This window comes from Psychrobacillus sp. BL-248-WT-3 (genome assembly GCF_012843435.1).
Lineage (GTDB): Bacteria > Bacillota > Bacilli > Bacillales_A > Planococcaceae > Psychrobacillus.
Map to the genome: position 1 here is coordinate 44,789 of NZ_JABAFC010000017.1, position 23,571 is coordinate 68,359.

A 23,571-nucleotide genomic window follows, 5' to 3' on the forward strand; every position below is an offset into this window, starting at 1 on the left:
AATAGTACATAGGAGGATTACAATGAACTGGTTAGATATAGCAGAACAAAGAAAGACGGATATTATAAAAGAGCTTCAAGCCTTAATTCAAATACCTAGTGTTTTAGATGAAAAAGAGGCTACAGAGCAAGCTCCCTTCGGTGTAAAACCACTAGAGGCACTACAATATATGTTAAACGAAGGGGAAAAAGAAGGTTTTGTTACAAAAAATATAGACAATATGGCTGGTCACATTGAAATGGGCAGTGGCGAGGAATTGTTAGGAATACTTTGTCATGTGGATGTAGTACCTGAAGGGACAGGGTGGACTTACCCTCCATTTGAAGGTGTTGTTGCAGATGATCGCATTTACGGTCGAGGAGCAATTGATGATAAAGGTCCTACGATTGCGGCGTGGATGGCGATGAAGCTAGTAAAAGAATCTGGGATTGAGCTTTCGAAACGTGTAAGGCTGATCATAGGTTCAGACGAAGAAAGTGGATTTAGATGTGTGACTCGTTATTTTGAGAAAGAAGAGATGCCTGACCTAGGCTTTGCTCCGGATGCTGACTTTCCGATTATCAATGCAGAAAAAGGAATTGCTAATTTAATCTTTTCTCAGACAGGTTCTTCTGAGACCGAAACAATCCAGTTTTTCCAGGCTGGTAAGCGTACAAATATGGTTCCAGATGAAGCATTCGCTTATATTTTTGGAGGGGTTCATTCTATTAAAGAAAAATTTAATAACTTTGCAAGTGAACACGGAATTACTGGCGAAGTCCTTCCAGAAGGCCCAGTTGTTAAGGTGCTAGTTCGTGGTAAATCTGCTCATGCTATGGAGCCAGACCATGGAGTAAACGCTGGAATCCTCCTTGCTAAATTTTTGTTGTCATTGCCTTTAACCGCACATTCTAAAGCATTCTGTGAGTTCCTTGTTATGGCTTTCGGGGAAGAAAGCAGAGGTCATGCATTAGGCTTAAACTATGCAGATGAAGTGTCTGGTGAAACTACATTAAATGCAGGAGTTATTCATTATGCACCTGCCCAAGGCTCTTGTACTCAAGTAAGTCTACGTTATTCAGTTAGCTATCCATTTGAGGAAAAACTAAGTGCTTGTAGAGAAAAGTTACAAAATACAGGTATAACACTTGATTTAGGCTCTAACTCTACGCCACATTATGTCGATAAAGAGGATATACTGATTCAAACCCTTCAAAAGGTATATGAGCGTCAAACAGGAGAAAAGGCAGAACTATTATCTATCGGTGGTGGAACATACGCGCGAGTGCTAAAAAAAGGCGTTGCGTTTGGGATGTTGTTTCCAGGCAGACCAGATATAGCTCACCAGGTAGATGAGTATGTGGACATTGAGGATTTGATAAAAGCCACTGCGATTTATGCAGATGCAATAGTGGAGCTTGCTGGTAAAAAATAAGGAGAGGATGAATAATTATGACAAAAATTTTGTGGAACGACCAAATCGTAGAAAAAAATGAAGTGAAGATTGGATTTGAAGACCGAGGCTATCAATTTGGCGATGGTATTTATGAAGTTATTAAAATTTATAACGGAGATTTATTTACTGCGACTGAGCATATTGATCGTCTGTATTCCAGTGCTGATAAAATTAACTTAGTCATTCCTTATACGAAAGACAAACTTCATCAAATGATACATGAGCTAATTGAAACGAATGAAGTTCAAAATGGTCAAATCTATTTACAAGTAACACGTGGGGATAGCCCTCGTATTCATAACTTTCCTAATCCAGCAGTTAGCTCCGTGCTGACAGCTTATACGAAAGAAACAACACGTCCACTTGCTCAGCTTGAAAGTGGGATTAAGGCTTGTTTTGTAGAGGATGTTCGTTGGTTAAGATGTGATATTAAATCATTAAACCTACTTGGCAATGTACTCGCTAAACAGGAAGCTGTTACGAAAGATTGCTTTGAGGCTATTTTACATCGTGGTGATACGGTAACAGAGGGTTCTTCCTCAAACATGTACGGCATTAAAGATGGTGTTTTGTATACACATCCAGTGAGCAACCTGATTTTAAATGGTATTACTAGAAAAGTATTGTTAGATTGCTGTGAAGAGATTGGATTAAAGGTAGTGGAAGAGGCGTTTACTAAAGAAGAAGCACTGAAAATGGATGAATTCATCATGTCCTCAACTAGTGCAGAGGTGATGCCAGTTATCTCAATCGATGGGAATGTTATTGGAAACGGAAAACCTGGAGAGTTAACAAGAAAGCTCCAGAAAGCCTTTGAACAAAAAATTCCTACGACTTTAAATGTATGAGCAACCATTATTTCATAGGTATTAAAGTTCCTGAGGTAATAGGAAGGTCTATTATAGAGGCTAGAAAGGCAACTAATATGCATGAAACACATAAAACGTTGCCTCTTCTTGAGGACCTTCATATTACGCTGGCATACTTAGCTGCAGTAGATGAATCTATATTAGCAGACTTAATCGAATCCTTGAAAGAGATAAAGTGGGAAGCATTTACTTTAACAACAGCGGGACTAGCCCATTTTGGGAGTGCTAAAACCCCTCGAGTAGTTTATGTCGCTGTCGATGAAAATGAGGAATTGCAAAGACTTCAGCATGCAGTTGTGCAAAAAGTTCTGGGGTATATAGAGTTAAACGTTTCAAAGGACTTCCATGCCCATGTAACCGTTGCGAAAAAATGGAAGTCAACTGAGACCTGTATGTACGATTCGTTTAACCTGGAGAAACAGTCCTTTGAAGTTCGCGATTTTATCATTTACAAAATAAATCCTGCAAGCACTCCACGTTACGAGCAATTTGCCAGTATAAACGTGTGAGAGGGAGGTAATGGAATGGCTCAGTTAGTCAAATTACAGGATTATATATCCCGCTATCAAATTGATTTAAAGCGGTATCCTACTCAATTTGTTCGTTTAAAAAAACAACAATGGGAGCGAGTCAACGCTTCTTATGAAAGAGGAGCTCTAGATACATCGTGGATGGAGAAGGAGCAGGAGGAGGATTTAGAGGTAGAGGAAAAAAAATCCTTTATCTCTAAATTGTTTTCTCGAAACAAAGAAGAAACCTCTACAGAGATATTGGATGAAAAGGAGGTAGAGGATCAAGAAGTTCCAGAAGAATCTACTACTCTTTTTTTCGAACCTAATATTGTTTATAACCCGAGTTCTAAAGAAGAGCTACGACGAATGTATTTAGACCAATTATTTCATTTTCAATTAAAATGGGCTAGCTCTACTTTAATGGAAAAATCCTATGTAGATCCAAAGTATATGAGAGATAGCTTGTTACGACTTCTCACACTACAATTACCTGATAATTATTTTCTGTTTTATTACCCAATCCTTAAACTGAAAAAAGCCCCTGTGGAATTAGATGTTATTATCGTTTTGCCTACTGAAATTATATGTATAGTCATGTTAGAAGGCAGAGACTTGGATGCATTTATCGGAAGTGGGGATCGTTTTTGGGTGAAGAAAAGTGGAAAGAGCGAAAGTAAGGTATTAAGTCCGATTATCAGTCTTAATAGAATGGAATCTATTCTATTGCAGGTTTTTAAAAAGGAAGATATTGATTTGCCTATCCGAAAAGTAGTTCTATCCAGAAATGGTTACATCGATTATCCAGGCTCTGCCTATCAGACTCAATTAGTAGATACTAGAAGCTTTCCTGCATGGTTTCAAGCTTTAAAATCGTCTCCATCTCCGATGAAGCATATGCAGTTTAAGGCAGCGCAGGCATTACTTAATCTGGTTCAGACAACCTCCTATTCTAGGGCAAGCTGGGAGCTGGAAAGCGAGATAGAAAATGAATGATGTACTAATTGTTGTTAATGAAATAGCAGGTCAGGGGAGAGCTAAAAAGCTTTGGGAGTCATGGCAAGACCATCTCCCTTTCGCTTTTACGCTTCTTAAAACTGAATATAGTGGGCATGCAACCGATATAGCGAAAAAATATGCAGAAGCTAGCCAAGACCCTCTTCTTATTATAGCAATCGGTGGAGACGGTACCGCGCACGAAATCCTCTCAGGTACTATAGGGTATAATCATGTTCGAGTTGGAGTTGTTTCTGCTGGAAGTGGAAATGATTTTGCTCGGGCTTTTTTTGTGTTTCAAACACTCGAGCAGCTAACAGAATATGTTTTAGAGTATCAGACAGCAGAACAGATGGACATCGGTGTATTACACACTAATTCAGATACGTTTCATTTCATAAATAATGCGGGCTTTGGCTTTGATGCACATGTTGTATACGCAGCCAATCAATCTAAATGGAAAAAGTGGTTAAATAGACTAGGATTAGGTAAATTAGTGTACATTCTGTATCTTGTGAAAGAGTTATTTAAGTTTAAAAAATTCTCTTTCTCTTTACTAAATCAAGGAGATACGATAAAGTTTGAAGATGTTTGGTTTATTACTGTGTGTAATCAACCCTATTTTGGAGGAGGCATGAAAATCTCTCCTTCCTCTATACCAAACGATGCTTTAATTGAACTAACCGTTGTGCATCATTTGAAGCGGGCTAAGCTGTTATTTATATTTGGCACAGTGTTTTATGGCAAACATACGGCTTATAAAGAAGTTAAACAAATTCAGGCAAGCGAGTTTGCCATTCAAATGAATGATCAAGTGTATGGGCACGTTGACGGAGAATTTTCCTGTATGACAATTCCTGGAAGCATCTATACATTTAGAGTAGAGCATAATGCATGGAAATTAGCAAAACCACCAAGTAAAAGGAGTTAAGGTAATGAGATTAAGAAACAAACCTTGGGCCGAGGATTTTATAAATTCTCATCCAGAAATAGTGATTCCAAATCCGGAAGAACAAAAAGGAAAATGGAATTTAGTGTTCGATAACGAAAATCCACTTCATATAGAAGTAGGAACTGGGAAAGGCCAATTTGTAACTGGAATGGCAAAACAAAATCCCGACATCAATTATATAGGAATCGAGCTTTATGACAGTGTCATTGTCTCTGCATTAGAAAATGCAATAGAAGCTCAGCCTTTACCAAATTTGCGTCTATTAAAAGTTAATGGTGCGGACTTAGCAAAATATTTTCAAAAAAATGATGTCCACCGCGTCTATTTAAACTTCTCTGATCCATGGCCAAAAATTAGACATGCAAAGCGACGTTTAACTCATGAAGGCTTTTTAAAGCTTTATGAATCTATTTTAGTAGACAATGCTGAGATTCATTTCAAAACAGACAATCGAGGTCTATTCGAATATTCTCTAACAAGCATGTCAGCCTATGGAATGCTATTGACGTATGTATCGCTTGATTTACATGCGAATATGCCAGAAGATAATATTATGACTGAATATGAAGAGAAATTCTCTGCAAAAGGTCAACCAATCTATCGTCTAGAGGCTAGATTTATTAGCCAAAAATAAAAGATCAATACTATTCAAAGGGGATGAAAGTATGGATACGTATAAATTTCACGAGATGACATTAACTTGGTTAAAAGGTGGTACGACACATATGGACGGGGGAGCCATGTTTGGAGTAGTGCCAAAGCCTTTATGGGAAAAGAAATATCCGGTCAATGAAAAAAATCAAATTGAACTTCCTTCCGATCCAATATTGATTCAACATAAAGGGAAGAACATTTTGCTAGAAGCGGGCCTAGGATTTGGAAAGTTCTCAGACAAGCAAATCAGAAATTATGGCATTACAGATGAGTCAGTGGTAGATGACAATCTGGTCGAGCTAGGTCTGCTTGCAGAGGATGTAGACATCATTTTAATGACTCATTTACATTTCGATCATGCTTGTGGACTAACTAAATGGGTAAATGGAGAATTAGTTTCCAGTTTTCCGAATGCTTCCATCTATGTTTCAGAGGTAGAGTGGAATGAAATGAAGAACCCAAATGTCCGTTCAAGCAATACATATTGGAAGGAAAACTGGGAGCCCATTCAATCACAGGTCATTACATTCAAGGATTCTATTAAGCTTTTAGAAGATATTGAGATGATTCATACAGGTGGTCATAGTGATGGTCATAGTATTGTGCTATTAAAGCAAAAGGATGAAACAATCATCCATATGGCAGACCTTATGCCAACACATGCACATCAAAATCCATTATGGGTATTGGCTTACGATGACTACCCAATGACCTCGGTATTTGCTAAGCAAAAATGGGTCCACGAAGCATTACAAAACAATTATTGGTTCAGCTTCTACCATGATGCCTATCACCGTATGATTAAATGGTCCACGGATGGCAAGGAAGTTCTAGAAAAATTAGAGAGAACGCGTTCCTAAAAATACACCAGCTATAAATGTCTATTGGCATTTATAGCTGGTTTTTTTGAGTGAAGATCTTATTCTCCTACAACTGTTTTTTCAGAAAATAGTTTTCCAAACAAAGAAACAGCAGAGAGTGTCAAACCAATTATGATGAACCCGGTGATTAAGTTCGATGTGTTTAAACCATAGTGAGCAAATGCTGATGATAAAATGTAACTGATCACAAAACTCAGAAGGACTACAAAAATTATATTTGTACTTTTACCCATTTTGAAAAATTCACCTCGCTTTCTAATAAGGGATACGTTAGAAAGAGAAGGAATGTTTCAATTATTTGGATAATAATTCCGGTGTAATGGCGCGCACCCTCTTAAGGACTCTGCAAGACTTGAAGTATTATGCGCAACACTTTGTGAATTAGTGCAACACTTTCCGTATGCGCAACACTTGAAGCAATACTCGCAACACTTACCCAAATTAGCGCAACACTTCACTCATTTCTCGCAACACTTTGGAGTATAGGCGCAACACTTTTGATATATGCAACACTTGGAGCTAAGGCGCAACACTTCACCCAATTCCCGCAATACTTCGCCTCATATGCGCAACACTTCCACAATTAAAAAAAGGTGAGTTATTAAACTCACCTTTGCATTATTTATTCGATTCTTTTGTAATATGTTTTGTCACCTTATTTTTAGAGACTTCGGCAAAGTCTATCCCGAGTTCTGTATCGGGGTTAACTGTAGGATTTTTGTATAGCTCCTGGCTGTTATGTGTTCTTTTATTCATGGTTTTTTTGTTGTTCTTACTACTCATGAAACATCACCTCCTACGGATAATTTACACCTAATAAGAGGTTTTATGCTTTATAACTAAAAGGACATGATTAAACCTTTGCTATGTCTACTACAGCACCTGTTTTAGAGTCAGCTGCAAATTCAAATTGCTCTAGTTCTCCATTTTTAATTCTAGATATTCCGCCCTTATACACTTCAAAACGGATTGCTTCTTTTTGGAACGGCTCTGGGCTCATATAAATCCAGGACCCATCGATTGGACCTTCTTCTTTAAAGGAGTTCTTTATATTATTAAGCACTAGATCTGCTGGTTTGTTTGGATTTATTTTAGTGGCAGCCTGACTTGCAACAATACCTAATACAACTCCTGTACCTAATCCCATCATATAGTCTCTTAATTTCATTCTAATTCCTCCCTTGTGTTTATTTTAGTTTATCATATAAATGGAATTCGTAAAATTTTTCGTATGTCGAAATTTATTAGTAGTAAACCCTTCAATCTTTTATTACAATAGAGAGGGAATGTATTTAAAGAGTGAATATTAACTTTACGAGGCTTTAGGAGGCTTTAATAATGAATGAAGAAACACGCGCGTTATTTAAAACGTTAACTGAGTTACCAGGAGCGCCAGGAAATGAGCATGCGGTTCGTGCCTTTATGCGAAGTGAACTAACTAAATATTCAGATGAAATTGTACAGGATAATTTAGGTGGAATATTCGGGGTAAAAAAAGGTGACGAAAATGGACCGAAGATTTTAGTTGCTGGACACATGGATGAGGTAGGATTTATGGTTTCCGGTATTACGGATAACGGTATGATTCGTTTTCAGCCACTGGGAGGCTGGTGGAACCAAGTTTTACTTGCTCAACGTGTAGAAATCATTGCGTATAACCAAGCAATTCCAGGAGTAATAGGCTCCATTCCACCTCATTTGTTGAGTGATGAGGTTCGTAATAGACCAATGGATATTAAAAATATGCTAATTGATGTGGGTGCAGATGACAAAGAGGATGTTAAACGTATGGGTATCAAGCCTGGCGATCAAATTGTCCCTGTCTGCCCATTCACTCCAATGGCAAATGATAAGAAAATAATGGCGAAGGCTTGGGACAACCGTTATGGCTGTGGTCTGGCAATCGAATTATTAAAAGAAGTTCAAAATGAACAATTACCGAACATGCTATATTCCGGTGCAAACGTAATGGAAGAGGTTGGACTTCGCGGTGCACAAGCTTCGACAAATATGATTAAGCCGGATCTATTCTTTGCTTTAGACGCTAGTCCAGCAAATGATGCTTCTGGTAATAAAAATGAGTTTGGTCAATTAGGGAAAGGTACACTTCTACGTATTTTTGACCGATCTATGATTACTCATCGAGGTATGAGAGAATTTGTATTAGATATGGCTGAAACGAATAACATACCTTATCAGTACTTTATCTCCCAAGGTGGTACAGACGCAGGACGTGTCCATACTTCACTAGAAGGAGTTCCGAGCGCAGTTATTGGTATTTGTTCACGTTATATTCATACATCATCATCTATCATTCATACTGATGACTACGCTGCAGCGAAAGAATTAATCGTGAAGCTAGTTAAGGCGTGTGACCGCACTACTCTAGAAACGATTAAAGCTAATGTATAAAAAAATGCCCTTGTGGCATTTTTTTTTTAGAGTTATGGCCAAGACAGTTTCTGTTTTAAAGAAGGAGAAATGAAATGATGCATAAAATACTGATTGCAACTAATAATAGAGCTAAAACTAAGGCAGTAGAAACAGTAGGGAGATTATATTATCCCAATGCTATTTTTATAAATCAGGACGTGCCCTCTTTAGTGTCCGACCAACCAATGAGTAATGAGGTGACTAGACAAGGTGCTATCAACCGAGCCAAACATGCAATGGATATTTTAGATGGAACATTCAGTATTGGATTAGAGGGTGGAGTACAAGAAATCGATGGAACTATGTACATTTGCAACTGGGGAGCACTAGCAATCAAAACAGGGGAAGTGTTTACTGCTACTGGAGCTGGTGTACCATTACCCGTGGAAATTGCAGAGCAGCTGAGAGCTGGAGGGGAACTAGGTCCTATAATGGACGTCTATACCAACAAGCAGGGGATTCGTCACAACGAAGGAGCTATTGGTGTATTTACTAATGGTATAATAAAAAGAAATGATATGTTTGAGCACATCATGTTATTACTTATAGGTCAATATGAACTCTTTTTAAAGCTAAAGCATGATAAAATAGATTTATATGAATGAAATCCTATCTAGAACAATAAGCTATACTAGTTGCAAGTAAATTAAATCATCGATAAAATATATAGCAGTTATGCTTTGAATGGAGGAACGAAATTGACGAGAAAATGGATGCGAGGAATTCTCGCGTCACTAGTTGTCATTTTATGTGCAGGCTGTGCATCTTTAGATGAACAAGCTGTTAAAGGCCTAGAAAAAGCAGAGAAGGCTTTTACGGAGGATGCTGAAGATCCTAACAAAGAAGTAAATGACATTAAACTATTTTTACCAAGTGGATATTCTGTTGAAGAAGATTCTGATGAAACTAATATTCTACTATCAAAAGGAAAAGACTCTTATATCTTGTTTATAAACCCAAATGAATTGTCTACGAGTAAATTGTATTACGACTTAATGATGTCTAATAAGAATATAAATATTATTAAGGAAGAGACCTTTGAAGCGGACAATCGTTTTGGTTATGCAGCGATTCTGAAGAATAGTGAAGATAGATATGAGTTGGTATCCAGTATAGGTGGAACTAAGTTAACTACGATTTCCAAAGAGAAAGACGTATCAGATAATCTAGAACAGATGATGACGATTGTAAGATCTATTCAAACGAAGTAGGAGGGGTAACATGGAAAATCTAAATTCTATAGAACAATTTAAACAATTGAGAGACAATGAAAGAGTTGTATTTAAATTTACCGCTGACTGGTGTCCTGATTGTCATTTTATTGATCCTTTTATGGGGGAAATCGAAGAACAATTTTCTGAATTTCAATTTATTTCAGTTGATCGGGACAAGTTTATAGATTTATGCGTGGAGTTAGATATTCTAGGTATTCCGAGCTTTGTCGCCTATGACCGTGGTAAAGAGGTAGGTCGTTTTGTAAGCAAGGATCGCAAAACAAGAGAAGAAATTGAATCATTTCTTCAATCTATTTAATAGAAAACGGTTCACATTTGTGAACCGTTTTTACATTTTGTAAATAGGAGTAGTACTTAGTACATAATAGTTGTTTTTATATGCTCCCCAAAGATAGAATGCACATAGGTAGCGAAAGAATTGTGAAAGGAAGGATACTTTGAAAGCTCTTGAGTTAATAAACATATTTAAAACAAAAATTTCAGAAGATAAATATACGTATGATTACAATCGTGAAACAAACAAACTGCGCCTAACGCATAAGGAACTAGGAAAAGGAATAGATCTATCCATTCCTCCGATTTTGGCAAGATATGAGACCAAAAAAGAAAAGGCAATAGATGAGGTAGTTTACACGATATTAGAAACGTTTTTAGCGATGGAAAAGGAGATGGAGGGACTGCTGGACCCGAATTTTGCTGTGTACCCAGTTATTCGTTCAACATCCTTTCCTTTAAAATCAAATGAGGGCAATCGTTTTGTTACGAAGGATCATACAGCAGAAACAAGAATCTATTATGTATTAGATTTAGGTAACACGTATCGTTTAATAGATGAGAAAATGTTATCAGGCTGGGGCTTGCGTGAGACTGAAATACGTGAGAGAGCTCTTTTCCAAGTCAGAAACTTAAAAACAAATTATAAGACAGATGAAGTTGCCGGTAATACTTTTTACTTTTTTAACAATAATGATGGCTATGATGCAAGCAGAATATTGAACGAATCGCTTCTAAAAGATATGAAAAAACAGATTTCTGGAGATATGACTGTTTCTGTACCCCATCAAGATGTTATGATTATTGGTGATATAAGAAATGAGACAGGCTACGATGTATTAGCTCAAATGACTATGCATTTCTTTACAGTAGGAACTGTGCCGATCACCTCATTATCTTTTATATACGAAAAGGGAGATTTAGAGCCTATTTTTATCTTGGCTAAAAATCGAGTAACAAAGGAGAAAGAAGACAAATGAATATTTTTTACAACGCAGCTGGTGTAGGTGACGTTTTGTTAATCCAAATCACGCCTGAAAAAACAGAAAAGGTTACTACTGACATTATTGGAGATGTGACGCTTGTCAAGGACGCGCAAACTTCTGAGATTCTTGCCATTAACATATTTGGCTTCAGTAAATATGCACCTTTAGAAGCAAACGGACAAGTTGATCTAAATGAAGCGCTTGTGGCTAAAATTCAAGAGGTATTGAATACTAATAATGTAAACTACCAATTAGAGGTCGATTTATCTCCTAAGTTTGTAGTTGGTTTAGTCGAATCATTAGAACAACATCCAAACGCCGATAAACTAAAGGTGTGTCAAGTAAACGTGGGCAACGAAACGCTACAAATTGTATGTGGAGCTCCAAACGTGGATGCTGGACAAAAGGTAGTAGTAGCTAAAGTAGGAGCAGTCATGCCGTCTGGTATGGTGATCAAGGATGCAGAGCTTCGTGGCATCGCTTCTAGTGGTATGCTTTGCTCTGCAAGAGAGCTAGCTTTACCGAACGCTCCAGAAGTAAAAGGGATTCTTGTTTTGGAAGATAACAATGAAATAGGAAGTGCCTTTGTATCATAAAAGTAAGAAGAAGTTCTTAAGCATGCCTAATAGGTATGCTTTTTTTCTACTATCTTTTATTTTTTAACAGACGTATACCTTAATTATTGGTAAAATAGAGGTATCGAGTAGAAAGAGTGATGTAAATGAATTGGTTTAAAAAGTTATTTTCTAATAATGAGGAAGAACATATAGAAGAACAGGAAGTAGAGGAGATATCTCCAAGAGAACCACGTACTCCTTTCCGTTTTCCATTAATATCGGACAGCGAAAAAAATGAATTTTTGTACGGGTCAAAGGAAGAAAAGGAAATTATAGAGCCTGAGCCGATAAAGCCTGAGAAGAAAATATATGAAGCACCTCCCATTTATGAGGGATGGCAGCAACGAAAATTACAACCAACTACTAAAAGAGTGGAAAAAGTAATAGTGGACGAGCCTATTATAGAAAAGAAAAAACGGCCTTTCACTCCTACGCAGGTGCCTTCTCCTGTGTACGGCTATAATAAGCCAAAAGGTAATCTTCGTAACAGCTACCAGCAGGAACAAGTTGATAAAGAAGAAGTTACTATTTTAACGAATAAAAAAGTAGAACCAATTGTTCCTATTTTGAAAGAAGAAAAACCGGAACAATTAGTAACGACTACAGAATTATACGAGCCAAAAGGTGATGTGATCGTAGAGCCAGAAGTTCCTGTTTTAGACGAACTTACAAAAAAAGAAGAACCTACGTCAACGAGTATAGAAGTAGAAAGTTATGTACCTACACCAAAAGAAAAAGAGCAAGCGGTGGAAATGGTAACAACATCAGACGAAATATTGGAGAAGAAAACTGACAATATAGAAGAATATGCTGTTTCTGAGCTAGAGCAGCAAGGTAAAAAAGAAGAACTGGAGCCGATGAATAACGAAATAGAAAGCTATGTTCCTAGCTTAAAAGAAGAACAAACGGTGGAACTGATAGCAGCTACAGAAGTATTAGAGAAAGAGGACGCTGTTGAAATACTAGATTCTCCTTCGTCCGTTATAGAAGGTCCATTAGAGGAAGTGCGAGAACAAGAAGTTGAAGTAGAGGACCTGAAAGAACAGGTATTAGAGGACGAAAATCAGCCACAATATATGGAAGTAGAGAAACTGCAACCACAACAAGAAGACGTTAAAGTCACTGAAACTAAGTCAAAAGAAAAAATTAGACCTTTTAACGTATTGATGCTGAAGTCAGATAAGGAAAAGTTGAATAAACTAGAAAATAAAATAATCCCTCTTTATCAAAGTCCAACATCTAACCGTTCTGTCGTGGAAGAAAAACCAATGGAAGCTCCTACACAGGAGAAAGTAGTCATTGAGGAAACAATTGCTGTTAATCCACCATTAGAGGAGGAACCTCAATCTACGTATGAAAAACCTTCCTTTAGTTACCTGTTACCACCCGAAATTAAGGATGAGGATAAAGAATGGATGGAAAATCAAGCTTTTACATTAGTAGAAGCACTTTCGTACTTTCAAGTAAGTGGAGAGATTGTCCAAATGGTCCAAGGTCCAGCAGTTACACAGTTTGAAATCACAGTTGGACATGGTACGAAGGTTAGTAAAATCCGTAATCTGGCAGATGATTTAAAGCTTGCACTAGCTGCTAAGGATATTCGTATACAAGCTCCTATTCCGGGGAAGCGTTCTATTGGTATTGAAATACCTAATAGAAAATCACGTGCTGTTCGAATCTCGGAGGTACTTAATACAGATGTCTTTAAGGAATCAGATTCTCCTTTAGAATCAGCGCTTGGTTTAGATTTGACTGGTAAACCAGTGACTATTGATTTAAGAAAAATGCCACATGGTTTAATTGCAGGTGCAACAGGATCAGGGAAATCTGTATTTATTAATTCCTTACTTGTAAGCCTCCTTTATAAAGCAACACCTAATGAGCTTAAGTTATTGTTAATTGATCCAAAAATGGTAGAGCTTGCTCCATTTAACCATATTCCTCATTTAGTGAGCCCTGTTATTACAGATGTTAAGGCAGCAACAGCAGCACTTAAATGGGCAGTCGAGGAGATGGAACGACGTTATCAGTTATTTGCTCATATTGGTGTGCGTGACATTAGCAGATATAATACTTTGGCGACTGAAAAAAGACAGTTTGCTCAAAAACTGCCATACCTAGTAATTGTTATAGATGAGTTGGCTGATTTAATGATGATGGCGCCAACAGAAGTCGAGGATGCTATATGCCGTATTGCACAGAAAGCTAGAGCCTGTGGTATTCATCTCGTTTTGGCAACTCAACGTCCTTCCGTGGATGTCATTACAGGTCTGATCAAAGCGAATATACCGACTCGAATTGCTTTTTCGGTATCTTCTCAAATTGATTCACGTACTATTTTAGATCAACAGGGTGCCGAACGATTGCTTGGTCGCGGGGATATGCTATATCAAGGAAATGGTATGTCAAGTCCAGTCCGTATTCAAGGTACCTATGTAACGGATGAGGAAATTGAAAGTGTTATTGAATTTGCTAGAAGTCAAGGTACTCCTGAATATATATTTGAGCAGGATGAGTTAATTCAAAAGTCTGAGGTTGCAGCTGAGCAAGATGATTTATTTGAGGAAGCCTGCCGATTTGTTGTAGAACAGGGCACTGCTTCGACGTCCTTGCTTCAAAGAAAATTCCATTTAGGCTATAACCGAGCTGCTAGACTAATCGATGCTATGCATGAGGCTGGATTCATTTCGGAGCAAAGAGGCAGTAAGGCGAGAGAAGTGTTACTGAAAAACGACACTTTAGACCAAATTTTTAGTTAAATATATTTATTAATATTACGTACTAAAAAGTGATATAATGGGGAATACGTCTAATAGACGAACGTTTAGACAATGTATATAAGTGGGAATAATCCCAGGAGGTTTACAACGTATGACAAAGTATCATTTTACAGGGATTAAAGGATCGGGTATGAGCCCGTTGGCACAAATCCTTCATGATGAAGGTCATGAAGTGCAAGGATCAGATATTGAAAAGTACTTTTTTACAGAAAAACCATTACATGAACGCAATATAAATGTGTTGCTTTTTGATGAGAATAACATTTCAGAAGATATGACAATCATCGCTGGGAACGCATTCCCTGATACTCACCCAGAAATCGTCAAAGCGAAGGAATTAGGATTGGAAGTAGTCCGTTATCATAAATTCTTAGGGGAATATATGAACCAGTTTACATCCATAGCTGTCACTGGTGCTCATGGGAAAACATCAACTACAGGGCTTTTGGCGCATGTTTTAAGTGGATATAGTCCAACAGCGTATCTAATTGGTGATGGTACAGGTAAAGGGATTGAAAACGCCTCTAATTTTGTATTTGAAGCTTGTGAGTATCGCAGACATTTCTTGGCATATAGCCCAGACTATGCCATTATGACCAATATCGATTTTGATCATCCAGATTATTTTAGCGATATTGAAGACGTATTTAATGCTTTTCAGGAAATGGCTATGCAGGTTAAAAAATGTATTATAGCGTGTGGGGATGATGCTCATCTTCAACGTATTAAAGCATCTGTGCCAGTAGTCTACTACGGATTTGGCGAACACAATGATTTTGCTGCTCGTAATATTGAAAAGACGACAGAGGGAACTTCCTTTGACGTATTTGTAAGAAACGAGTTCTATCATCGCTTCACCATCCCAATGTACGGAGATCATGTTATTTTAAATACACTATCAGTTATTTCTCTATGTCATTATGAAGGAGTACCTGCAGAGGTAATTCAGAGCGGCTTGGAGTCATTTGAAGGTGTAAAACGCCGTTTCACTGAGACTGTTATAGAAAATCGTGTGATAATTGATGACTATGCTCATCATCCTACAGAAATTTCAGTAACGATCCAAGGAGCTCGTCAAAAGTATCCAGACCGAGAGCTTGTAGTAATATTCCAGCCTCATACGTACACTAGAACACAAAAGTTCTTAAATGAATTTAAGGAAAGCTTAAGCCTGGCTGATGAAGTATACCTATGTGACATATTTGGCTCTGCTAGAGAAAATACTGGTACATTAACGATTGAAACGCTGGGTGATCTTATAGAAGGTAGTCATATCCTTCAGGAAGACAACGTGGAGCAATTACTTAATCATGAAAATGCGGTGTATATGTTTATGGGCGCAGGAGATGTCCAAAAATATCAACAAGCATTTGAAAAAAAACTAAATAATTAATAAAAATGCTTAATCTCTTATGTAGATTAAGCATTTTTTAGAGGAGTTTTCAAAAAAAAGTAGTATAGTATATAGAGTAAGAAGTTTAGTTTGATTCATTTGGGGTAAAAATATTACATAACAAGAAATGGGGAGTGTCCACATGGAAAATCTTTTATACATAGCGGCAATTGTAGCAGCCATTGCTTTTTTAATCTTATGTATAAGCCTGGCGGTAACTTTGTCTTCCGTGAAAAAGACCTTAAACAATGTTGCAGAAACATTGGATGGCTTAGAAACGCATTTACAAAATGTGACAAAAGAAACAGCAGAGCTTTTGCATAAAACGAATGAATTAGCTGTAGATATTCAAGATAAATCTGAAAAGCTAAATACTGTGGTAGACGCAGTTAAGAACGTAGGAGTATCTGTTAATGGCTTCAACAATTCGATTCAACGTTTATCTACTTCTGTTACAACAGAGGTAGAAAAAAACGAAGATAAAATCGCTCAGGTTGTTCAGTGGAGTAGTATTTTCTTAGGTATCCGCGACAAATGGAAAGAGCGAAAAGCAATGGAGCAAGCAGGCTTTTATACATTTGAAAAAGATAATGTAAAATAATCTTACTGGAGGAATGGAATATGACAAATTACGAATCAAACAAACCGAATTACAATGATGCAAAATTTAATCAAGAGTACTATGCAAACCAATCTTCATATGATCGACAAGGACAGCCTAGCTATCCACCAATGCCTTCCTATAACGAGAGTCGTCACAATGTTTATAAGGACGAAGAAGTAAACGGTAAAGACTTTATCATGGGTGTAGTAATTGGTGGTATTATCGGTGCTACAACTGCTCTATTATTAGCACCAAAGACTGGGACTGAGCTTCGTGGTACGTTAAGCACACAAGCAGGTCAGTTGAAGGATAAAACAATGGATCTTTCTTCTACTGCTAAAGAGAAAACAACTCAGCTATCTAAACAGCTACAGGAGCAATCTGGACAGCTTGTAGAAAAAGTGAAAAACATTAAAGGTTCTCCTGCTTCTCCGTTAGATGATGGCACTGCTTCCTCCGAGGGCGAAGAGCCAATGGAATTCATGGAAACCATTTCTAAAACGACAGAAGAGCTAACAGATGAGGAAGAAAATGCGACAGCAGTAGCGGAAGCTATTAAAGAAGCAATTGCAGAAGAAACTTCAGATTCTAAAACTAATACAAAAAAATAATCAAAAGATGAGGCCGGAGATTTTTAATCTCATGCCATACAAAAAGTGAAATTGCATATTGCAGTTTCACTTTTGTGTTTTTATAGGGTTTATGCCATCCATTATATTTCTTCTTTAATTAAAGCGTATTTCTAAATGATCCCCACCGAAGATTTCTTCATCAAATCGAGAGTGCTGTCCATTTCTTAAGATTTGAAAAGAACCGGCATTCTCGGGAAGGGTCCACTCCGAGAATCGAAAAACGTCCTGGAAAATCCATGGTGTAGTATTTATTTCTTCCCATACAAGTATTGAACCCGTACGCACAACCTCATTTGCATGAATTGTGACTTCACCGATCTTAACAATTGAGCACTCCTTATAAAGTTTTACTTTTTCGTTTTGAAAGGTGATTTCTATTTGAGCATCTAATTTTTTATCTAATGCATTAGCAAGCATTTCTAAAGTCGGAGCTTCACTAGAGCTAATTGTGATTACATCATTGTCCTTTATGGGACTTTCCAGTTTTCCTTTTACTCCGTTAATGAGAAGTGTAGGAGTTAAAGTAGGGATATAATGATTCTTTTCATTTATCGTTATGGTGTATGGTTTTAACTTATGAATATACATTTCTTTGCCAATAGAATGTAAAAGCTGTTCGACTGTTTGAACAGTCTCTATAGTAATTTTGTCTCTTTCCTTCAATTCAGTGTCAGCGGAAGATGGTACCCCGTTGATAAAAATCCTTGGCTCTACTATATGAGTTTCACCTTCAAAGCTAAAGGATTGAGCTACTGCCTCATCCAGTAGGTCTCGTACCGTTGCAGTTCCTGGAGTTCCATCCTTACCTTCCATTAGTTCTATGATGTCCAAATTTTTAATAATTGTTTTCGTATTAGCTTCCATGCCATTCACTTTGACTATTGCAGCCTGACCATGACCACCAGGAATATGGATTGTTTGGTTGTTCAGCTGAATGGATAAGGCCACCCCTGGTCTCCCATAAAGCTTTCTCGTAGAGATATTAGCGGCTAAAAGTGCATCACCCACTGTCATTTCCTTTAGTTCAAATAAACGAACAACCTGCTCGTTCACTTTTACTGACATATACTGAATAGGAGACTTTTTGGCAGCAATAGCAATTCCAATAGGTGTAACTAGCTCAGGAGAGACAGGGATATGTTCTTCCTTCGTTAAATTTTGTATCGCATCAATACCTCTTACAGCAACTCGGTTAGTTGGCAGACTCAAAGCCTGTTCCAGCGAAGTGGTAATGGTAGGTGTTAAGCTACCACCCCCTACAAGCATGACAGCCTTTGGTGATCGATTATTATTTAACCTTAAAATTTCTTTTGATATTTCACTAGCAAGTTCTGTGATCGTTGGTTTTAAGGCTGCAATTACCTCATCTTTTGCTACGTCCTGTTCAAAGCCAAGTATGTCCTGAATTTGTATGTATTCATTATTATTAATCGCTCGTTTAGCTTTTTCAGCAAGAGGGAAGTCTAACAAATAATGCTCACTTAATGCTTCCGTGATTTCATCTCCAGCATACGGAACCATGCCGTAAGCAACGACAGTTCCAAAATCAGTTATAGCGATATCTGATGTTCCTGCCCCAATATCCACTAGTGCTACGTTCAGTCGTCGCATAGAAGGGGGGATTAAAACATTAATAGCAGCAATTGGCTCGAGTGTTAATGCTTCCATCTCAAGATTTGCACGCTTTAAAGCTGATATAAGGGACTCTACAACTACTCTGGGTAGGAAGGTAGCAATTACTTCTACTGAAGCCTCATCACCTTGCTGGTCTACGAGGCTGCCAATTTCATCACCATCTAACCTGTAATAAAGTACACTGTAGCCAACACAATAGTAATGGCTGGATTGTTTATCGATATCAGGATGCACCAAACTATTCTGTGCATGCTGCACTGCAGAGAGTTCCAGCCTGCTCACGTCCTCTTCAGAGAAAATTGGACGATTTTTTATATCCATTTTCACTTCAGCTTGTTCTGTTTTTAGAGCACGTCCAGCAGCGGCCACACTTACCTTCTCTAGAGGACCATGCTTTTCTTCTAGCTTTTCTTTTATAGATTGTATAACTTCAGCAACTTTGAGCACATTATGTATTTGACCATCCAGCATCGCACGATCCTTATGTTCTTCTACGAGGATGTCTACCACATGGAAAGACCCATCTCGTTCCTCTAAAATAATACCTACTACCGAACGGGTTCCAATATCTAATGCAAATAGGGTTGATGACAAGTTCTCACTTCCTTTGTTGGATAAAACACTTTAGCGAGTTGAATCGCTAAAATAAAAAGCGTGACATTCTTAGATTAATTGATTATAATATATTTTATATCTTAAAATGTATCACAATTTTCAGGCGATAGAAAGAGTCGTAGCTGAAACGAAAGGAGAAATATCTATGAATCAAATGGATTTAGAGGCTTTACGAAGCCGAGTTGATGAGGTCAATGTAGAAATTTTACGTTTGATCAATGAAAGAGCTGGAGTAGTACAAGAAATAGGTAGAGTAAAAGAAAAGCAAGGTGTTAATAGATATGATCCTCTTCGTGAAAGACATATGCTAGATCATCTTAAAGAACACAATGATGGTCCTTTACCACAATCTACTGTGGAGCATATTTTTAAAGAAATTTTTAAAACGGCTCTAGAATTACAAGTCGATGATCAGAAAAAAGCGCTTCTTGTTTCTCGTAAAAAGAAATCAGAGGACACAATCGTAACGATTAACGGTGAACAAATTGGTACAGGGGCACCATCATTTGTATTTGGTCCATGTGCTGTAGAATCATATACACAGGTTGCAGAGGTTGCTGCTGCAATCCAATCTAAAGGTCTAAAGCTAATTCGCGGTGGAGCATACAAACCACGTACATCTCCTTACGACTTCCAAGGACTTGGATTAGAAGGATTAAAGATCTTAAAACAAATTTCTGAAGAATTTGGTTTAGCGGTTGTTTCTGAAATTGTGACTCCAAGTCATTTAGATGAGGCACTTGACTATGTAGATGTCGTACAGGTCGGAGCACGTAATATGCAAAACTTTGAGCTATTAAAGGCAGTTGGACAAATTAATAAGCCAATCCTTTTAAAACGAGGAATTGCAGCTACGTTAGATGAGTTTATCCATGCTGCAGAATATATTATGTCACAAGGAAACGATCAAATCATCCTATGTGAACGTGGTATCCGCACATATGAAAGAGCGACTAGAAACACCTTAGATATCTCAGCAGTGCCAATCTTAAAACAAGAAACGCACTTGCCAGTATTTGTAGATGTAACACATTCCACTGGACGTCGTGATATTCTTTTACCAGCCGCTAAAGCAGCAATTGCCATTGGTGCAGACGGGGTAATGGCTGAAGTACATCCAGATCCAGCGGTAGCATTATCTGATGCTGCTCAACAGATGAACTTAAAACAATTTGATGAGTTTTACGATTCCATCCAAAAATTCATGAAAAATCATGAGATTCATGCATAAATTGACACAAAACCGACTCTAAATAGGAGTCGGTTTTATTATATAATTGAAAGTTATTAAGGATATAAAGTATTATTTACATATATACTATAAATTAGATAAGTAAAGGAGGGAATACAATGACTATCACTATTTATGATGTAGCCAGAGAAGCAAACGTATCGATGGCCACTGTTTCCCGTGTAGTTAATGGCAATCAAAACGTAAAACCAGCAACTCGACAAAAGGTGTTGGCTGTGATTGAACGATTAGATTACCGACCAAACGCAGTGGCAAGAGGCTTGGCAAGTAAAAAAACAAAAACGGTAGGGGTTATTATTCCTGATATATCAAACGTGTTCTATGCCGAGCTTGTTCGAGGGATAGAGGATATTGCTACGATGTATCGCTATAATATTATCTTAACCAATTCGGATCAACAGGAAGAAAAAGAAGTTCAGTTATTGACGACCCTCTTAAGTAAACAGGTAGATGGTGTCGTTATGATGAGTGACTATATTTCAGAGGAAATGCTACATGAGATGAACCGTTCCAATGTGCCAGTTGTTTTGGCAGGCACCGTGGAGCATTCTAATTCTTTCCCTTCTGTAAATATAGAGTATCGTGAGGCAGCTATCGATGCAGTAAACCGACTAATACAAAATGGACACAATAGAATCGCTTTTATATCGGGTTCCATTTCTTCTCCTATTAATCGTGACTTTAAGCTAGCAGGTTATGAAGAGGCGTTAGAAAATGCAGGTATCGATGTAGATGAGGATTTAATAGTAGGTGTCGATAACACGTATGACGATGGTTTAATAGCGTGGGAGCAACTAAGGAAATTAGAGAATCCACCAACAGCATTTTTTGCTGGAAGTGACGAACTCGCAATCGGGCTTATTCACGGAGCGCAGGATAGTGGGTTAAATGTTCCTAATGATATCGAAATTATTAGCTTTGAGAATTCTAAGCTTGCTCGAATGGTTCGTCCACAACTAACTAGCGTTGTGCTTCCTTTGTATGATATAGGAGCAGTTTCTATGAGACTCCTTACGAAGTTTATGAATAAGGAAAAAATCGAGGAACAAAATGTAGTGCTTCCTTATCGGATTGAAGAAAGAAAAACAGTAAAATAAATATAAGGAGGAAGAGTCATGAATTTCATGGCTCTTTTTTGTGGGAAAAAATAGGTTGTTTTTTTGAAAAGTGATACACTAAAGGTAAAATAATACTAGTTGAGAATAATATATTTTAAGTTAAAAGCTTTGTTAAAGGAAGAGCAGTTATATACGGACTGTTTTGGAAAAAGGAATAATATTTTTTGTAATAATCTTAAACAATTAATGGAGAGAAATGAGGTATTGGCAAATGAGTATTAAAGAAATAACGATAGAAAATAGAGAAAAGGTTGTCTCATTTTTTAAGGAAAATTGGGGAAGTACTGAGATGGTAGTTTCAACAGGTGTCTATCAATGTGATCAATTGGATGGCTTCATTTTCGAGGACAATAATCAGATTGTTGGTTTAGTTACCTATGTTTTGAAAGATAATGAAATTGAGGTTATTTCATTAGATAGTCTCCAAGAAGGAAAGGGCATTGGCTCTTCATTAATGGAAAAGGTCGAATACATAGCAATGCAAAAGAAGCTATATGTAGTAAGTCTAGTAACGACAAATGATAATTTGAACGCTTTGAAATTTTACCAAAAAAGAAATTATAGAATTACATCTATAATTCCTAATGGTGTAAATAAGGCACGAAATTTAAAACCTACCATACCTTTAATTGGACATGATGGAATCCCGTTGAATGATGAATTAGTATTAAAGAAAATATTGTAGGACATAAAAATTGGCTTTTTGGACTATTCCAGCCCAATCATGGTCTGGATAATCCTCAATTATAGTGCCAGCTCTGTCATAGAATGCAACTCTAAATTTCTATGCCCCTTACAGGTTGATACTAATTAAACTACACTACACTACACCCTTAGTTGAAAAACAATATACTTATTTATTTCTTATAAAAAATATATCGATTTGTGAATTTTTTATTGTTATAGAAAATTAATATTATTGGAATCAGACTAAGAGAGAGAAAGATTGTTAAAAAAAGTAGTGTTGGTATATTTAATGTATTTTCAATCATTCCCATACAAATCATAATCGTACCTAATAATACAAATGGAAAAACCAAACCTCTTTGATAGGATTGGAATTTTTCGTCACCTAAAAAAGTCCTTATATCCTCCCCTATGAAATAGTCACTTTTCTTTAGATGACTTATCCCTTGAATTATCATAAAAATCCCCCAAGCTATACTACCAAACGACAAAATACCCTCCCCCTTATTGGTAACACATAACAATCCTCTGTCTGATTCAACTAAACGGTTGCATTAGTTTAAGTGTAACATTTCACAATGAAAATCTGGGATCACCTTGATATTTATGATATAAAAATAAACAACCGAAATGATGGCCATATTTTGATAAAGGACGCGTTAGTTGAACAACAAATATTTTAGTTGGATAGTTATACATCTGATTTTTGATTATTACTTTTAGATTTTATAAACTTAATAATGAATAGAATTATAACTAAAACCATAAGAAACTGACCTAAAAGGAGCAGCCCTGTTCCTAAGGGATAGTTGATTGCATATTCTTTTTGATATTCCAAAAGTTCTTTATTACTTATAAGATCGATATCTTGTAAAGGGATAAGGATGGTTTGTAATATAAATCCAATTACTATTAAACAAATTGATATAAAGCTTATGTGTAACCGTCAAGTAGAATTGAACACTTTTTGCTAATTTAGAGTGAACACTTTTGCTTAAAACAAATTCTGTCGGTT

25 protein-coding genes are annotated in these 23,571 nt (G+C 37.1%); 20 read left to right on the forward strand and 5 right to left on the reverse strand.

Annotation, left to right across the window (positions count from 1 at the left end):
* The first annotated feature begins 22 nt into the window (after nucleotides 1-22).
* The 7 genes from pepV to HF876_RS10515 are packed head-to-tail and all read left to right on the forward strand — an operon-like array spanning nucleotide 23 to nucleotide 6,275.
* Nucleotides 23-1,414, forward strand: coding sequence for a dipeptidase PepV (pepV, locus tag HF876_RS10485; protein WP_169360008.1), 1,392 nt, complete (start codon nucleotides 23-25; stop codon nucleotides 1,412-1,414).
* A gap of 17 nt (nucleotides 1,415-1,431) precedes the next feature.
* Nucleotides 1,432-2,283, forward strand: coding sequence for a D-amino-acid transaminase (gene dat, locus HF876_RS10490; protein WP_169360009.1), 852 nt, complete (start codon nucleotides 1,432-1,434; stop codon nucleotides 2,281-2,283).
* Complete coding sequence (thpR, locus tag HF876_RS10495) at nucleotides 2,280-2,813, forward strand: RNA 2',3'-cyclic phosphodiesterase (protein ID WP_169360010.1); 534 nt, start codon at nucleotides 2,280-2,282, stop codon at nucleotides 2,811-2,813. The genes dat and thpR overlap by 4 nt, the downstream gene beginning before the upstream one ends.
* Nucleotides 2,814-2,828: 15 nt before the next feature.
* Nucleotides 2,829-3,809, forward strand: coding sequence for a nuclease-related domain-containing protein (locus HF876_RS10500; RefSeq protein ID WP_169360011.1), 981 nt, complete (start codon nucleotides 2,829-2,831; stop codon nucleotides 3,807-3,809).
* Entirely contained in the window at nucleotides 3,802-4,740 is a 939-nt protein-coding gene (locus HF876_RS10505) for a diacylglycerol/lipid kinase family protein (RefSeq protein ID WP_169360012.1), read from the forward strand. Before HF876_RS10500 ends, HF876_RS10505 begins: the two co-directional genes overlap by 8 nt.
* A 4-nt stretch (nucleotides 4,741-4,744) precedes the next feature.
* Nucleotides 4,745-5,395, forward strand: a complete 651-nt coding sequence (trmB, locus tag HF876_RS10510; RefSeq protein WP_169360013.1) for a tRNA (guanosine(46)-N7)-methyltransferase TrmB — start codon at nucleotides 4,745-4,747, stop codon at nucleotides 5,393-5,395.
* 31 nt (nucleotides 5,396-5,426) lie between these two features.
* The gene (locus HF876_RS10515) at nucleotides 5,427-6,275 is read left to right on the forward strand and encodes a YtnP family quorum-quenching lactonase (RefSeq protein ID WP_169360014.1); all 849 of its coding nucleotides are present in this window, start codon (nucleotides 5,427-5,429) and stop codon (nucleotides 6,273-6,275) included.
* A gap of 59 nt (nucleotides 6,276-6,334) precedes the next feature.
* Here HF876_RS10515 and HF876_RS10520 read toward each other — a convergent pair whose 3' ends face one another.
* The 3 genes from HF876_RS10520 to HF876_RS10530 form a co-directional block, all read right to left on the reverse strand.
* Complete coding sequence (locus tag HF876_RS10520; RefSeq protein ID WP_169360015.1) at nucleotides 6,335-6,529, reverse strand: hypothetical protein; 195 nt, start codon at nucleotides 6,527-6,529, stop codon at nucleotides 6,335-6,337.
* A 385-nt stretch (nucleotides 6,530-6,914) separates the two neighbouring features.
* Nucleotides 6,915-7,079 (reverse strand): hypothetical protein, encoded by a 165-nt coding sequence (locus tag HF876_RS10525; RefSeq protein ID WP_169360016.1) that lies wholly within the window; start codon nucleotides 7,077-7,079, stop codon nucleotides 6,915-6,917.
* A gap of 70 nt (nucleotides 7,080-7,149) precedes the next feature.
* Nucleotides 7,150-7,464: a hypothetical protein gene (locus HF876_RS10530; RefSeq protein WP_169360017.1), complete on the reverse strand. Its 315-nt coding sequence runs from the start codon at nucleotides 7,462-7,464 to the stop codon at nucleotides 7,150-7,152.
* 170 nt (nucleotides 7,465-7,634) lie between these two features.
* Here HF876_RS10530 and HF876_RS10535 point away from each other — a divergent pair, with 170 nt between their 5' ends.
* The 10 genes from HF876_RS10535 (at nucleotide 7,635) to HF876_RS10580 (ending at nucleotide 17,228) form a co-directional block, all read left to right on the forward strand.
* Nucleotides 7,635-8,708 carry a M42 family metallopeptidase gene (locus HF876_RS10535; RefSeq protein ID WP_169360018.1) on the forward strand — a complete coding sequence of 358 codons (1,074 nt, stop codon included), beginning with the start codon at nucleotides 7,635-7,637 and terminating at the stop codon, nucleotides 8,706-8,708.
* A gap of 74 nt (nucleotides 8,709-8,782) precedes the next feature.
* A complete protein-coding gene (locus HF876_RS10540; protein WP_346764065.1) occupies nucleotides 8,783-9,334 on the forward strand; it encodes a DUF84 family protein in 552 nt (183 codons plus the stop codon).
* 93 nt (nucleotides 9,335-9,427) lie between these two features.
* Complete coding sequence (locus tag HF876_RS10545; RefSeq protein ID WP_240949727.1) at nucleotides 9,428-9,940, forward strand: hypothetical protein; 513 nt, start codon at nucleotides 9,428-9,430, stop codon at nucleotides 9,938-9,940.
* A 10-nt stretch (nucleotides 9,941-9,950) separates the two neighbouring features.
* Nucleotides 9,951-10,262 (forward strand): thioredoxin family protein, encoded by a 312-nt coding sequence (locus tag HF876_RS10550; protein ID WP_169360019.1) that lies wholly within the window; start codon nucleotides 9,951-9,953, stop codon nucleotides 10,260-10,262.
* A 139-nt stretch (nucleotides 10,263-10,401) separates the two neighbouring features.
* The gene (locus tag HF876_RS10555; RefSeq protein ID WP_169360020.1) at nucleotides 10,402-11,217 is read left to right on the forward strand and encodes a DUF1444 family protein; all 816 of its coding nucleotides are present in this window, start codon (nucleotides 10,402-10,404) and stop codon (nucleotides 11,215-11,217) included.
* Nucleotides 11,214-11,819: a YtpR family tRNA-binding protein gene (ytpR, locus tag HF876_RS10560; RefSeq protein ID WP_169360021.1), complete on the forward strand. Its 606-nt coding sequence runs from the start codon at nucleotides 11,214-11,216 to the stop codon at nucleotides 11,817-11,819. The genes HF876_RS10555 and ytpR overlap by 4 nt, the downstream gene beginning before the upstream one ends.
* A gap of 125 nt (nucleotides 11,820-11,944) precedes the next feature.
* Nucleotides 11,945-14,599 (forward strand): DNA translocase FtsK, encoded by a 2,655-nt coding sequence (locus HF876_RS10565; protein WP_169360022.1) that lies wholly within the window; start codon nucleotides 11,945-11,947, stop codon nucleotides 14,597-14,599.
* Between the two features lie 112 nt (nucleotides 14,600-14,711).
* The gene (gene murC / locus HF876_RS10570; RefSeq protein ID WP_169360023.1) at nucleotides 14,712-16,013 is read left to right on the forward strand and encodes a UDP-N-acetylmuramate--L-alanine ligase; all 1,302 of its coding nucleotides are present in this window, start codon (nucleotides 14,712-14,714) and stop codon (nucleotides 16,011-16,013) included.
* A 142-nt stretch (nucleotides 16,014-16,155) separates the two neighbouring features.
* Nucleotides 16,156-16,614 carry a DUF948 domain-containing protein gene (locus HF876_RS10575; RefSeq protein WP_169360024.1) on the forward strand — a complete coding sequence of 153 codons (459 nt, stop codon included), beginning with the start codon at nucleotides 16,156-16,158 and terminating at the stop codon, nucleotides 16,612-16,614.
* Between the two features lie 20 nt (nucleotides 16,615-16,634).
* On the forward strand, nucleotides 16,635-17,228 hold the full coding sequence (locus HF876_RS10580) for a YtxH domain-containing protein (RefSeq protein ID WP_169360025.1): 594 nt from the start codon (nucleotides 16,635-16,637) through the stop codon (nucleotides 17,226-17,228).
* 114 nt (nucleotides 17,229-17,342) lie between these two features.
* Here the strand turns inward: HF876_RS10580 and HF876_RS10585 are convergent, their stop codons facing one another.
* A complete protein-coding gene (locus tag HF876_RS10585; RefSeq protein ID WP_169360026.1) occupies nucleotides 17,343-19,478 on the reverse strand; it encodes a cell division protein FtsA in 2,136 nt (711 codons plus the stop codon).
* 166 nt (nucleotides 19,479-19,644) lie between these two features.
* On the opposite strand from HF876_RS10585, the gene HF876_RS10590 reads away from it, so the two are divergent.
* The 3 genes from HF876_RS10590 (at nucleotide 19,645) to HF876_RS10600 (ending at nucleotide 22,554) form a co-directional block, all read left to right on the forward strand.
* Complete coding sequence (locus HF876_RS10590; RefSeq protein ID WP_169360027.1) at nucleotides 19,645-20,730, forward strand: bifunctional 3-deoxy-7-phosphoheptulonate synthase/chorismate mutase; 1,086 nt, start codon at nucleotides 19,645-19,647, stop codon at nucleotides 20,728-20,730.
* 119 nt (nucleotides 20,731-20,849) lie between these two features.
* The gene (gene ccpA / locus HF876_RS10595; RefSeq protein WP_169360028.1) at nucleotides 20,850-21,848 is read left to right on the forward strand and encodes a catabolite control protein A; all 999 of its coding nucleotides are present in this window, start codon (nucleotides 20,850-20,852) and stop codon (nucleotides 21,846-21,848) included.
* Nucleotides 21,849-22,080: 232 nt separating this feature from the next.
* Nucleotides 22,081-22,554 carry a GNAT family N-acetyltransferase gene (locus HF876_RS10600; protein WP_169360029.1) on the forward strand — a complete coding sequence of 158 codons (474 nt, stop codon included), beginning with the start codon at nucleotides 22,081-22,083 and terminating at the stop codon, nucleotides 22,552-22,554.
* A gap of 172 nt (nucleotides 22,555-22,726) precedes the next feature.
* On the opposite strand, the gene HF876_RS10605 is transcribed toward HF876_RS10600, so the two are convergent.
* Complete coding sequence (locus tag HF876_RS10605; protein WP_169360030.1) at nucleotides 22,727-23,047, reverse strand: hypothetical protein; 321 nt, start codon at nucleotides 23,045-23,047, stop codon at nucleotides 22,727-22,729.
* Nucleotides 23,048-23,571 lie beyond the last annotated feature (524 nt).

Excerpts from the sequence above, each read along its gene's own strand:
- HF876_RS10515 (WP_169360014.1), top strand. The coding sequence starts at position 5,427 with ATGGATACGTATAAATTTCACGAGATGACATTAACTTGGTTAAAAGGT.
- HF876_RS10565 (WP_169360022.1), top strand. The coding sequence starts at position 11,945 with ATGAATTGGTTTAAAAAGTTATTTTCTAATAATGAGGAAGAACATATA.
- HF876_RS10550 (WP_169360019.1), top strand. The coding sequence starts at position 9,951 with ATGGAAAATCTAAATTCTATAGAACAATTTAAACAATTGAGAGACAAT.
- HF876_RS10525 (WP_169360016.1), bottom strand. The coding sequence starts at position 7,079 with ATGAGTAGTAAGAACAACAAAAAAACCATGAATAAAAGAACACATAAC.
- thpR (WP_169360010.1), top strand. The coding sequence starts at position 2,280 with ATGAGCAACCATTATTTCATAGGTATTAAAGTTCCTGAGGTAATAGGA.
- HF876_RS10505 (WP_169360012.1), top strand. The coding sequence starts at position 3,802 with ATGAATGATGTACTAATTGTTGTTAATGAAATAGCAGGTCAGGGGAGA.
- HF876_RS10600 (WP_169360029.1), top strand. The coding sequence starts at position 22,081 with ATGAGTATTAAAGAAATAACGATAGAAAATAGAGAAAAGGTTGTCTCA.
- HF876_RS10540 (WP_346764065.1), top strand. The coding sequence starts at position 8,783 with ATGATGCATAAAATACTGATTGCAACTAATAATAGAGCTAAAACTAAG.
- dat (WP_169360009.1), top strand. The coding sequence starts at position 1,432 with ATGACAAAAATTTTGTGGAACGACCAAATCGTAGAAAAAAATGAAGTG.
- trmB (WP_169360013.1), top strand. The coding sequence starts at position 4,745 with ATGAGATTAAGAAACAAACCTTGGGCCGAGGATTTTATAAATTCTCAT.
- HF876_RS10580 (WP_169360025.1), top strand. The coding sequence starts at position 16,635 with ATGACAAATTACGAATCAAACAAACCGAATTACAATGATGCAAAATTT.
- murC (WP_169360023.1), top strand. The coding sequence starts at position 14,712 with ATGACAAAGTATCATTTTACAGGGATTAAAGGATCGGGTATGAGCCCG.
- HF876_RS10535 (WP_169360018.1), top strand. The coding sequence starts at position 7,635 with ATGAATGAAGAAACACGCGCGTTATTTAAAACGTTAACTGAGTTACCA.
- ccpA (WP_169360028.1), top strand. The coding sequence starts at position 20,850 with ATGACTATCACTATTTATGATGTAGCCAGAGAAGCAAACGTATCGATG.
- HF876_RS10500 (WP_169360011.1), top strand. The coding sequence starts at position 2,829 with ATGGCTCAGTTAGTCAAATTACAGGATTATATATCCCGCTATCAAATT.
- HF876_RS10575 (WP_169360024.1), top strand. The coding sequence starts at position 16,156 with ATGGAAAATCTTTTATACATAGCGGCAATTGTAGCAGCCATTGCTTTT.
- HF876_RS10530 (WP_169360017.1), bottom strand. The coding sequence starts at position 7,464 with ATGAAATTAAGAGACTATATGATGGGATTAGGTACAGGAGTTGTATTA.
- pepV (WP_169360008.1), top strand. The coding sequence starts at position 23 with ATGAACTGGTTAGATATAGCAGAACAAAGAAAGACGGATATTATAAAA.
- HF876_RS10520 (WP_169360015.1), bottom strand. The coding sequence starts at position 6,529 with ATGGGTAAAAGTACAAATATAATTTTTGTAGTCCTTCTGAGTTTTGTG.
- HF876_RS10590 (WP_169360027.1), top strand. The coding sequence starts at position 19,645 with ATGAATCAAATGGATTTAGAGGCTTTACGAAGCCGAGTTGATGAGGTC.
- ytpR (WP_169360021.1), top strand. The coding sequence starts at position 11,214 with ATGAATATTTTTTACAACGCAGCTGGTGTAGGTGACGTTTTGTTAATC.